The following is a 12438-nucleotide window of genomic DNA, read 5'->3' as shown; positions in this document are numbered from 1 at the left end:
TTTTTAAAATTCATATTTGATGCTGTTTCTTTCTATTTACAACTTTAGAAACAATTAATAGACATATCATAGCAGAACTTAGGTTAAGATAGTAGATATACTCTTAAATATTTGTATTTGTAATTTGGGAGGTATTTATTATGATGAACATCAATTGCTCAAATAAATGTGAATTTGAGGAAAACGGCAAATGCACCTTAAATCACATTATCCCTGGATCATTGATTTGTGGTATAAGTAATGATTGTGCATATTTTTCTCCTAAAAGGCAATACAAAAATAAAGAAAACAGCCAATAAAAGCAGCTGTTTTCTTTTTATTTCGTAATATAGGCTCCTTCAAAAATTAAGTTTTCATTTTTATTAATAAATAAACCATTTATATTATTCTTACTACACAAAATATTTCTTTTAATACCTACAGGTATAAATGGGAGTTCATTCATTAGTATATCTTCTCCATCATGAATATACTGACTTTTTATATTATCATTTTTTTCAAAATTCAATTTTACCATAATATTATTAAACTTTTCATTATTATATCCAAAGCTGTTAAATGGCGAATTCTTTTCCCACTTTTTTAATAATGATATTGGAGAATCAAAATCCTTATGAATTTCTATAAGTGCCATATCATATTTCCCAGTAGTTATTCTTTGTTTGTATTCTTCCTCATTGCAGGCTGCTGCATGTATATTTAAATTCAGCTTGTCATTATTAATTTGAGAAATCACAGTATCACATAATAATTTATTTTCTATAGAGTCCACATATATTAAATCAAATGTATGCCCCTTAGGTAATTTAATTTTTTCAATTAATTCATCTGCCTTATCACTAGAACTTTTCTTTTGAAAATATGCTTTATTTAGTGAGGCATTATCGTTATAGTTTAGATAATTAACTGAGGGATCATATTTATTTTTTAATATGTCACTGCATATTGTACCTCTGTCTAAATATAAGGATACAGCACTTCTGAAATCATTATTCAATGTATATATATTACTGCTGTCACTAGGTTTTCTGTTTAAATTAAATGCTAAAGCTGCTATAGTGTTTCCCTTTAAAAAGTTTATACTGTCATTTGATTTTAAATCTCCAATTTGATTTATTGGAGGATCCCTTAAGACATTTATTTTCCCGGTAATGAGATTTGCAAAGGCAGCTTCATCATTATCTATTGTAGAAAAAACCAAATTGCTGTTTATTACATTATCCTTATGCCAGTAGCAGTTATTTTTATCTAAATTTATATTGCCCTTAGAATCAATAGATTTAATTATATATGGGCCTGAATATTTTATCTGCTTATAATTATCCTTCCATTTATCCAGATTAGTGTCAATATTCCTTAAAGTATATTCTGGTAAAGTAAGCATACTTAACAGATAATCACAAGGATAATTTAATCTTATCTGAAATGTATTTTCATCCACTGCATTAATTGCAGCATTACTAAAGCTGTTTTGGGATGTTCTATATTCCTTTACTCCAAAGATACAATCTAAATTATCATTATTATCAATATTTCTTTTTATATATTCCTTAAAAAAGTTAACAAAATCATTTGCTGTTATTTTGCTTCCATCGCTCCATTTAGCATCACTTCTAATGATAAATTTATAAGTTAATTTATCATCACTAATAATATATTTCTCAGCCAGAGCCCCTTCTATATTATTATTACTATCATATTTAACAAGCCCCTGAAAAAGAGCAGGCAGAATACTGCTGTCCGTTTTATTATCTAAAGAGAAAAGGCTATCTGGTATTTTACCAATATTATAAATTATGGAATTGTCATAATTATCATTGCTTATTACTGCTTTCTTTTTTTCAACACATCCATTTAAGCCGCAAAGACATAAAATTAATAAAATACATAAAAGCTTTTTCATAAATGTTATCTCCATAAATGCAATATAGTTTATCTTTTATGTTTAATTATTGACATTTATGACTAAAATAAACATAATAAATAATATTTTAATTCGGCAGATAAGAATAAAAATTTAGCTTTCCATATTTAAATACTTCCTCACATTTTTTACAATATCCAAGCTGTTCCTTTATAAATTTAACGTTATCTATTAACCTTACATCATTTAAGAAAATATGGTGGCAGCTTTTTATTATTTTTGGTTCAAAAACACCTATTGTAATGTAAATGCCATTTTCAGCTTTATAGATATCCATGTAATTTAAAAATCTATCAAATTCATCATAAAAGATCATGGCTTTTTTATCATATTTCAGTAACCATACTTTACCTCTTCCTTCCAGCCTGATTAAAAGTTCCTCTGAATTTTTTAAAATAATATCATATTGAATATTGTTTTTCCAGCAACTTTTAGTAATACTGTCGGTAATAGTGTTAACCGTTAATTTCTTTAGCTTACTTTTTGCTTTTACAATTTCCTTACTTCTTATTTTTAAATATAGAGTGTCAATAAAATTCACTTAATTACCTCCAAAAATGTGTCTACTATAGTATATGTGGGAAAACCTTTATATAACTTATTTCAATATATAAAATAAAAGCTTAAAATTAAACATATAATAATTTAAATTAATATCATTTTACCAGTAAATTATGTGTTATAATATTTAATGAAATAATTGTAAATGTTTTGGAGGTTAGTTTACATGCTGTTAGCTATTGAAATTTTAGGTATAATTACAATGTGCACCATTATCCTTGTTTTAATTTGGGGTTTTATATCCTTAAATCAGATATTAAATCAATTAAAATACAAAAATTACCTAATGGAGAAACTTACTCAGAATGTTTATATGTTAGGAAAGAAAAATGATGATAAAAAAGATGATGATAATAATAAAGATATTTAAAAAGAAGACCATAAGGCCTTCTTTTTATCTTTTATTTATCTCTTCATTAACTAATTTATTAACTATTTTAGGGTTAGCTTTTCCTTTTGTTTCCTTCATTACAAGTCCAATAACAAAGCCAACAGCTCTTTTCTTGCCGTTTTTATAATCCTCTACAGATTGAGTATTCTCATCTAATACCTTTTTTACTACTTCTAATATAGCACCCTCATCGCTATTTTGAATAAGTCCCTTTTCTTTAACAATTTTATCTGGATCTTCACCAGTTTCGAACATATATTGAAGGACTTTTTTACCTATATTGTTAGATATAGTTGATGAATTAATAAGTTTAATTAACTGTGCAAGTTGTTTTGGAGTAAACTTCAAATCATTAACGCTCATTAACTTCTCATTCATTAGTCTGGAAATGTCACCCATGAGCCAGTTTGATGCAGCCTTAGGATCCCCGCTCAGCTTAGCTGTATCTTCAAAGTAATTTGCCATGTCCATTGTTAATGTAAGCACAGAAGCATCATATTTAGGTATACCAAACTCCTTTATAAATCTTTCTTTCTTTTCATGTGGAAGTTCAGGTATAGTCTTTCTTACATTTTCAATCCATTCATCACTTATATTTATGGTAACTAAATCACCTTCAGGGAAGTATCTATAATCATTTGCGGCCTCTTTGCTTCTCATAATTGATGTAATTCCAGCTGCTTCATCCCACCTTCTGGTTTCAGTGGTTAACTTTTCTCCATTTTCTATTGCTTTTGTCTGTCTTTCAAATTCATATTGGAATGCTTTCTCCAATGACTTAAATGAGTTAACGTTCTTTATTTCACTTCTTACACCAAATACACTGCTCCCTTTTGGCATAACAGATATATTTCCGTCGCATCTTAAAGATCCTTCTTCCATTTTGCAGTCAGAAACACCTACTGATGATAAAATGCTTTTAAGTTTCTGCAGATATAAAGTAGCTTCCTCAGCAGACCTTATATCAGGCTTAGAAACTATTTCTATAAGTGGTACTCCAGCTCTGTTAAAATCCACAAGAGTTCCAGCTGGTGTATGAAGAAGTTTTCCTGCATCCTCCTCCATATGTATCCTTTCAATACCTATTTTTTTAACACTGCCATTTTCTAATTCTATCTCAATAAATCCATTTCTGCATATAGGAAATTCATCCTGAGTAATTTGGTAATTTTTAGGGCAGTCTGGATAAAAGTAATTTTTTCTATCCATTCTGCATACCTTGGTTATTTCACAATTTAAAGCAAGTCCTGCCTTAATGGCATAGGAAACTACTTCTTTATTTAACTGAGGTAATGCGCCTGGCAGGCCTAAGCAGATTGGGCACACATGGCTGTTAGGCTTTCCTCCAAATTCAGTACTGCATCCACAGTAGATTTTAGTTTTTGTTGAAAGTTCAACGTGAACTTCTAATCCTATAACTGGTTCAAATTCCATGTAAGTATTCCACTCCCTTCTATAAATCCGCTAGCATGTTATGCCATTTAGTTGACTGTTCATAGCTGTATGCCACATTAAAAAGTGTGTCCTCTTTGAAATAATCTCCTATAATTTGAAGACCCACAGGCAATCCATTTGAAAAACCACATGGTACTGAAATTGCAGGAACTCCGGCAACATTAACAGGCACTGTATATATATCTGATAAATACATAGCCAAAATATCTTCTTTTCTTTCTCCAATTTTAAATGCTGTAGTTGGAGATGTAGGAGACACTATTGCATCAAACTCTTTAAATACCCTTTGGAAATCCTGTTTAATTAAATTTCTAACCTTTAATGCCTTTTTATAATATGCATCATAATATCCTGCTGAAAGCACATATGTTCCAAGCATTATCCTTCTCTTTACTTCGTCTCCAAAGCCTTCACTTCTTGACTTAAAGTATATATCTATAGAATCCTTTGGATCTTTGGTCCTATGTCCATATCTGATTCCGTCAAATCTTGCAAGATTAGATGAAGCTTCAGCACAGGCAATAACATAATATGCTGACAAGCCATATTCAGCTAATGGCAGAGAACATGGCTTTACCTCTGCACCATTTTCCTCTAATACCTTTATAGCTTCTTCTACGGCCTTTCTAACTCCATCATCTAGTCCTTCTTTGAAAAATTCCTTTGGTATACCTATTTTTTTCCCTTTTAAATCCTTCTGCAGGCTGTCTTTATAATTATCAACAGGTATATCTGTAGTTGTAAAATCCTTAGAATCCATTCCAGCAATGCACTGCGTTAAAAGTGCACAATCCTCTACATCCTTACCAAAGGTACCTACCTGATCCAAAGTTGATCCGAAGGCAACTACTCCGCTTCTGGAAACTCTTCCATAGGTAGGCTTTAATCCAACAACTCCGCAAAGTGAAGCAGGCTGCCTGACAGATCCGCCTGTATCTGTTCCAAGTGATAAAGGTGCTTCACATGCAGCTACTGCTGCTGCAGATCCCCCTGAAGATCCTCCAGGTACTGTTTCTAAGTTCCATGGGTTCCTTGCTAATTTAAAGGCACTGTTTTCAGTAGATGATCCCATTGCAAACTCATCCATATTAAGCTTTCCTATTATTATTCCATCTGCCTTTTTTATTTTTTCAATAACATGAGCATCATAAGGCGACTTATACCCCAAAAGAATTTTTGAAGCACAGGTATTCTGCATACCTGTAACACTTATATTATCCTTTATTCCAACGGGAATTCCGCTTAATGCATTTAAATTTTCATTTTTTGATATTTTTTCATCCAGTAATTTTGAATGATTTATTGCTTCTTCTTCAGCCAGATACAAAAATGCTCCTGTTTTATCATCTATACTTTTTACTCTATCAATATAAGCCTTGGTTACTTCTTCAACTTTAACTTCCTTTTTGGCAATTAAATCTTTCAATTGGTGGGCTGTTAGCTTATTTAATTCCATATGTAATCTTGACCTCCATTTCTTATCTATTCAATTATCTTAGGAACTACTATATATTCTTCAAGATTTTGTGGTGCATTTTCTATAACACTCTTAAGATCCATAGATTCCTGCACTTCATCTTCTCTGAATTTGTTTTCAATATAGTAAGGATTTACAATAATATCTACATTATCTGTATTAAGTTCATTTAGTTTATCCATATAATTTAATATCTGATTTAAATCTCCAACTAAGCTTTCTTTTTCCTTTTCAGAAAAGTTCAGTCTGGAAAGCTCTGCAACATATTCCACATCTTTTTTTGAAACTGACATAATATCCCTCTTTTCCATATATATTTTATAATTATCCGAGAAATTAACATTTCTATTTTACCACAAAAAAACTTAATATACATATAATAAAAACGAAAAGTACCTGACAACTCAAATTAAGAAGTCAAATACTTTAGTTTGTAAATCTAATAAACTTTCATAAAAATAAAAAACAATGCTCCTGCAGCTATTATTGTACATACTATTGGATAAAATTTGCCATTAAAATTACTCTTAAAATCAAATAATTTAATTGCCCATACAATCATTGTGAAAAACATACTCCATTGAAGAGTGTAATATCCATTAAAATATTTAACATATGTAAACTGATAAGTGGTAAGCAATGTTAATACAATACTTACTATTGTGAAGAATACACAAACCCACCCTAATAAATTTATTGTTTTTCTCATATTAACCTCCAAAAGTGCACAAAACTTTATTATAATTATCTTGTAAAAAGATTAACAAAATAAAGCTAATATTATATTATACTTTATAATATTACTTGTAAAGTCATATAATATTTTTAGAGTTTCCCCTTTTTTTAAAAGACTATTTAAATAAAACCTGTGGATAAGTAAATTTAAGATTTAAAACTATCCACAGATTTATAAAATTGCATAAAAAATGAATAAAACAGTCCATTGTTTTGATATAATGAATTTGCGACAAAACAAAAATCAATAGCAGATGGAGATGTTTTATTCATGATTAATTATAGCAAATTATCGTACCAAATAAAAAGAAAATTATTAACTTTTTCAAAAAAAATCTCAATAAATTTATCAAGACCTAATTATAAATTTATTGCACAGATGATTTATGGAATTTCAGAAAGCCAGACTGTGCTTTTAAGTGGCATATCAAGAGCTCTTAAAGAGGATATCTCTTTAAAGAAAACCATTGAAAGACTTTCTAATAACCTTAGAACGTTTGATAAACAAAGTGTTGTAATAAACAACTACATTTCTGAAATAAAACCATACATTAATGACAATACAGTATTTTGCGTTGATGGTTCTGAAATCACAAAACGTAATAGTAAAGTTTTAGAAGCTATGGGCAAGGTACGTGATGGCAGCACAGGTGAAACCAATGTCAATGGATATAATTGTCTTGAAATTGCTGCACTTACAAGTAAGTATAGTATGCCTATATCTGTGTACTCAAAAATGTATTCAAACATTGAAAAAGGCTTTGTAAGTGAGAATGAAGAAACTTTTAAAGGATTAAATTTTATTAGACAAAGTTTTAATAATAAGGGCATTAAAGCTCTTGATAGGGGTTATGATAGCAGAAAGTTTTATGAATACTTTATAGATAATAAAGAAAACTTTGTTATTCGAGCAAAAGGCAATAGAAATGTTATTCATAATGGTAAAGTTATGAATATACTTAAACTTGCAAACAAGTATAAAGGAAAGTTTTCGACTATAGTCACCAATAAAGCTGGTAGGGCTAAAAAATGCAAATTTAGCTTTATACAAATAACATTGCCAGATATACCTGATAAGCCTCTTACACTTGTAGTAATAAGAGGCTTTGGCAAAATACCTATGATGCTTATCAGCAATATTAAGCCTAATGATAAGAAATTAACCTTAGCTATAATTAAGGTTTACATTAAACGTTGGAAGATAGAAGAATATTTCAGATTTAAAAAACAGCAGTTTGATTTTGAAAATATAAGAGTAAGAAGTTTAAATTCAATAAGAACTATGAATTTATTTCTAACCTTAATTATAGGTTTTGCTGCAACACTTTCAGAAAAAAGAGGAGAAAGTGCATTAATCATATGCATTCAAAACATATCTAAGCGTATTTATGATATACCTGATTTTAATTATTATGCATTAGCTGATGGTATTTATGCAGTATTAAAGAAAACGCATACTGGTATTAAAAATTTTATTAAACCGGTTTCCAAAACCAAGACTACACAACAACTAATTATGGCTCAGGTACTAGAATTAGTAGGATAACCTTAATTCAAGATATTAATTTTGGGGAAACTCTAAATATAATATTAATTATTAATTAACTTTTCAAACTGCTGCTCATCTATAATAGTTACTCCAAGCTGTTCTGCTTTTGTTAATTTTGAACCTGCTTCTGCGCCTGCTAAAACATAATCAGTTTTTTTGCTGACACTTCCAGAAACATTAGCACCAAGTGACTCAAGTTTTTCCTTAATTTCAGTTCTGCTATAGTTATTTAAGGTGCCGGTTACAACTACGGTTTTACCGCTAAAGGCGCTTTCTTTAACTTTTTCATTAATATAATATGGTTTTACTCCAAGAATTAGTAACTCATTTATACTTTTTATTATTTTCTCCTGTTTAAAAAAATCTACTACACTTTCAGCAACTATTTCTCCAACGTCCTGTACAGTAGTTAATTCCTCTTTAGTTGCCTTCATTAAATCATGTAATGTTTTAAATTTATTTACTATGTCCTTTGCTGTCTTTTTACCTACATTTGGTATACCTAATGCATACACAAATGAAGCTAATTCACATTTTTTACTTTTTTCAATAGATTGAATCAGATTTTCAGCTTTTTTGTCTGCAAATTTATCTAAAGTGAGGAGCTGTTCTTTCTTGATTCTATATAAATCTGCAATTGACTTTATATCCAGTTTTTCAAACAGCTGTTCTGCGGTTTTCTCGCTAAATCCCTCTATATTCATTGCCTCTCTGCTGCCAAAATGTACAATGCTTTTTACCATTTGAGGCTTGCAGGACAGAGTATTTTCACAGTAATAGTGCACACCATCCTGTACAACTGCACTTTTGCAATATGGGCAGACCTTGGGAGGTTCTATGGCAATAGTATTATCCAGATTTTCATCAACAATACCCATGATTTCGGGTATTACATCATTTGACCTTCTTATAAAAACCTCACAGCCAATTCTCACACCTTTTCTATTTATATCATCCATATTATTGAGAGTTGCCCTTTTTACAGTTACTCCTCCCAGTTCTACAGGTTCTAAAAGTGCTGTAGGTGTAACTCTTCCGCTTCTTCCAACATTCCATTCAACATCAAGAAGTTTAGTAGTAGTTTCCAATGCCTCAAATTTAAAGGCCAGAGCCCACTTTGGAAATTTAATGGTATAACCAAGCATGTCTCTTGTTTTTAAATCATCTATTACCATTACAACTCCATCAATATCGTAATTCAATGAACTTCTAATAGATCCAATATATTCTATTTCCTTCTTAATTTCCTCTAAAGTACTGCATTTTTTTATGTATTTGTCCACTGGAAGTCCAAGTCTTTTGATAAAATTCATCATTTCCATGTAACTTTTAAATGGCTTTCCCTCATTATATCCTACATCATAAAAAAATGCGGATAAATTTCTTCTAGCTGTTTCCTTTACATTTAAATTTCTTAAAGCTCCTGCTGCACCGTTTCTTAAGTTTTTAAGAGGCACCTGTGCATTTTTGTTGTACTCTTCAAATGCTTCTGTTGTCATAACAGCTTCCCCATGAATTTCAACAACAGAATTATTATCTACTTTTAAAGGAATGGATTTAATAGTCTTGGCCTGAGCTGTAACATCCTCTCCTATTTCTCCAGTGCCTCTTGTAGCAGCCTTTACCAGAATGCCATTTTCATCATAAGTTATGTTAATGGTTAAGCCATCAAATTTTTTCGTAAGTATATATTTTATTTCAGGAAGTTTATCCACATGGGAAGAATTATATGACTCCCAGGCTTTTAAATTCTTATAAAACCAGTCATCAAGCTCATCATATCCCTGAGCCTTATCAAGGCTCCATAATTTTGCTTTATGAGTATACTTTTGAAAATCAGTGAGCACCGTATCTCCTATCCTCTGAGTAGGAGAATATGGCAGCACTATTCCGCTTTCTTTTTCCAGCTTAACCAGTTCATCATATTTTTTATCATATTCTTTATCAGACACAGTTGGATTATCTAATGCATAATATTCATAGGCATATTTATTTAATTCGCTTATTATATCATTTAATCTTTTTTCAATATCATTATTATTCAACCTATTTCACTCCTATACAGCTTCCAGGGGAGCAACTCCCAGCATTAAGTTCTTTATCCCCATTTTATCAAAGGCTATAGTTAATTTAGTATTACTGCCATCTTTAGTTATGCTGACAATAGTTCCAACTCCAAATTTGCTATGCTTTACTTTAATGCCAGGTGATATGTCTTCAGGTTTTAAAGAGCTGACAGTGCTTTCCATGGCTCGTTCATTTGATGCCGCAGGGGTATTTACAAATGATTCCCTATGTTTGAATCTTTCTTCATTCTTATAAGTGTTAAAGCTGTTTGTAAAACTTCCTGAATTTGAAAATGTATTCTTAATGCTGGCATATTCCTTCAGATTCTGGGCAATTTCATCTATAAACATAGATTGAGAATATGATACCATTCTGCCAAATATCCTTCTGGACTCTGCTGAAGTCATATACAGCTTTTCCTTTGCCCTTGTAATTCCAACATAACATAATCTCCTGGACTCTTCCATTTCTTCAAAATCAGAAAGAGACTGCGTACCAGGGAAGATACCATTTTCCATACCAGCCATAAAAACTATAGGAAACTCCAGACCTTTTGCACTGTGGACAGTCATAAGAACAACTGTATCAGCTTCTTCATCAAAATTATCTATATCTGAAACCAATGCAACCTTTTCTAAAAATGCTGACAGTGTTTTATCATCTGATGTATTTTCAAATTCCACAGCAGCTGAAACAAGTTCTTTTAAATTTTCTACTCTGCTTATGTCTTCTGCATTTTTTGAATTTTTAAGATCATTTAAATAAGATGTACTTTCCAATATCTCCTCAATGAGCTTTGATACAGGTATTTCATCTCTTCTTCTAATAAAGCTATTAATTAAGCTTACAAATTTATTAATAGAAGACACTGCCCTTGAAGTCAATGATGGTACCATTTCAACATCCAACAGCACACTATATATGCATTCTTCCATGGAATTAGCAACACTCTGAAGCTTTTCCACAGTGGTTTCTCCAATACTCCTTTTAGGAACATTAATTATTCTTTTTAAACTTACATCATCCATGGGGTTATTTATAAGCTTAAGATAACTCATAATATCCTTTATTTCTTTTCTGTCATAGAACTTCAATCCACCTATTATTCTGTATGGTATATCAGTTTTAATGAAAGTATCTTCAAAAATACGAGATTGAGCATTAGTTCTATATAGTATTGCAAAATCTTTAAATTGTCTTTGTTCTTCCTTCACAAGTCTTTTTATTTCCGCGGCAATAAACATTCCTTCATCTATATCAGAATATGCACGATAAATTTTTATCTTTTCACCATTATCGCTTTCTGTCCTCAAAGATTTCCTTTTCCTATTTTGATTATTTCTAATTACATTATTTGCAGCATTTAAAATATTTGCCTTTGACCTGTAATTTTCTTCAAGCTTTATGACTTTTGCACTTGGATAATCTTTTTCAAACTCCAGAATATTTCTTATGTCTGCCCCTCTCCATTCATAAATGCACTGGTCATCATCCCCAACTACACATATGTTTTTGTTCTTCTTTGCCAAAAGCTTTACAAATTCATATTGGGATTTGTTTGTATCCTGATACTCATCTACCATTATGTATTTAAATTTTTTTTGATAAAATTCCAATACATCAGGATTCTTGTTAAATAATTCTACAGCTTTATATATTAAATCATCAAAATCCAGAGCATTGCTGTTTTTCAGCTTTTTCTGATATAGCATATATACATCTGCAATCTTATTTAATCTATAATTGCCTTCACTTTCCTTTTTGTATTTTTCAGGGGATATTAAATTATCCTTTTGTTCACTAATTTTATTTATTATTTCCCTGTCTGTTATATCCCTTTCATTTACATTAAGCTCACTCATGCATTGTTTTATAAGTGACTTCTGATCATAGCTGTCATATATTGCAAAGTTTTTATTATAGCCTAATTTTTCAATTTCCCTTCTTAGTATTCTTACGCAGCTGGAATGAAATGTGGATACCCACATATTATCTACCTCATTTCCTACCAGTGCTCTTACTCTGTCTCTCATTTCTCCAGCAGCCTTATTGGTAAAGGTTATAGCCAGTATAGTAGAAGGATATATTTTTAAATCATTTATCATATGAGCAATTCTATATGTAAGTACTCGTGTTTTACCTGAACCAGCGCCTGCAAGTATCAGTAGCGCACCTTCTACATTTATTACGGCCTCATACTGCTCTTTGTTTAGCAGCTTTTTTAAATCCATTCAATCACCCCGCAAAAACTATCTGTTTAATATTATAACATTTTATAA

Annotated in this window: 11 protein-coding genes; 3 read left to right on the top strand and 8 right to left on the bottom strand. The window is 30.6% G+C overall.

Features of this window, described 5'->3' with window-relative positions; all coding sequences use genetic code 11:
• Positions 1–140 precede the first annotated feature (140 nt).
• Complete coding sequence (locus EQM05_RS03170) at positions 141–299, top strand: hydroxymyristoyl-ACP dehydratase (RefSeq protein WP_128748705.1); 159 nt, start codon at positions 141–143, stop codon at positions 297–299.
• A 17-nt stretch (positions 300–316) separates the two neighbouring features.
• Here EQM05_RS03170 and EQM05_RS03165 read toward each other — a convergent pair whose 3' ends face one another.
• Both EQM05_RS03165 and EQM05_RS03160 read right to left on the bottom strand, forming a co-directional pair.
• Positions 317–1903: an ABC transporter substrate-binding protein gene (locus tag EQM05_RS03165; RefSeq protein WP_164917178.1), complete on the bottom strand. Its 1587-nt coding sequence runs from the start codon at positions 1901–1903 to the stop codon at positions 317–319.
• Between the two features lie 88 nt (positions 1904–1991).
• Positions 1992–2465: a hypothetical protein gene (locus EQM05_RS03160; RefSeq protein WP_128748703.1), complete on the bottom strand. Its 474-nt coding sequence runs from the start codon at positions 2463–2465 to the stop codon at positions 1992–1994.
• Between the two features lie 186 nt (positions 2466–2651).
• Here EQM05_RS03160 and EQM05_RS03155 point away from each other — a divergent pair, with 186 nt between their 5' ends.
• Entirely contained in the window at positions 2652–2855 is a 204-nt protein-coding gene (locus EQM05_RS03155; protein WP_128748702.1) for a hypothetical protein, read from the top strand.
• A 24-nt stretch (positions 2856–2879) separates the two neighbouring features.
• Here EQM05_RS03155 and gatB read toward each other — a convergent pair whose 3' ends face one another.
• The 4 genes from gatB to EQM05_RS03135 all read right to left on the bottom strand — a co-directional run bounded on the left by gatB (position 2880) and on the right by EQM05_RS03135 (position 6517).
• Entirely contained in the window at positions 2880–4310 is a 1431-nt protein-coding gene (gene gatB / locus EQM05_RS03150; RefSeq protein ID WP_128748701.1) for an Asp-tRNA(Asn)/Glu-tRNA(Gln) amidotransferase subunit GatB, read from the bottom strand.
• Between the two features lie 19 nt (positions 4311–4329).
• The gene (gene gatA, locus EQM05_RS03145; protein WP_128748700.1) at positions 4330–5787 is read right to left on the bottom strand and encodes an Asp-tRNA(Asn)/Glu-tRNA(Gln) amidotransferase subunit GatA; all 1458 of its coding nucleotides are present in this window, start codon (positions 5785–5787) and stop codon (positions 4330–4332) included.
• A 26-nt stretch (positions 5788–5813) separates the two neighbouring features.
• The gene (gene gatC, locus EQM05_RS03140) at positions 5814–6101 is read right to left on the bottom strand and encodes an Asp-tRNA(Asn)/Glu-tRNA(Gln) amidotransferase subunit GatC (protein WP_164917177.1); all 288 of its coding nucleotides are present in this window, start codon (positions 6099–6101) and stop codon (positions 5814–5816) included.
• Between the two features lie 146 nt (positions 6102–6247).
• Positions 6248–6517, bottom strand: coding sequence for a hypothetical protein (locus EQM05_RS03135; RefSeq protein WP_128748698.1), 270 nt, complete (start codon positions 6515–6517; stop codon positions 6248–6250).
• A 297-nt stretch (positions 6518–6814) separates the two neighbouring features.
• Between EQM05_RS03135 and EQM05_RS03130 the strand changes: the two genes are divergently transcribed.
• Positions 6815–8089 (top strand): transposase, encoded by a 1275-nt coding sequence (locus tag EQM05_RS03130; RefSeq protein WP_128748436.1) that lies wholly within the window; start codon positions 6815–6817, stop codon positions 8087–8089.
• A gap of 44 nt (positions 8090–8133) precedes the next feature.
• Here the strand turns inward: EQM05_RS03130 and ligA are convergent, their stop codons facing one another.
• On the bottom strand, positions 8134–10137 hold the full coding sequence (gene ligA, locus EQM05_RS03125; RefSeq protein WP_128748697.1) for an NAD-dependent DNA ligase LigA: 2004 nt from the start codon (positions 10135–10137) through the stop codon (positions 8134–8136).
• A 12-nt stretch (positions 10138–10149) separates the two neighbouring features.
• On the bottom strand, positions 10150–12390 hold the full coding sequence (gene pcrA, locus EQM05_RS03120) for a DNA helicase PcrA (RefSeq protein WP_128748696.1): 2241 nt from the start codon (positions 12388–12390) through the stop codon (positions 10150–10152).
• Positions 12391–12438 lie beyond the last annotated feature (48 nt).

It is taken from the genome of Clostridium sp. JN-9 (assembly GCF_004103695.1).
GTDB lineage: Bacteria > Bacillota > Clostridia > Clostridiales > Clostridiaceae > JN-9.
Note: the sequence above shows the minus strand (reverse complement) of the source record. Positions and strands in the feature narration are given on the sequence as shown.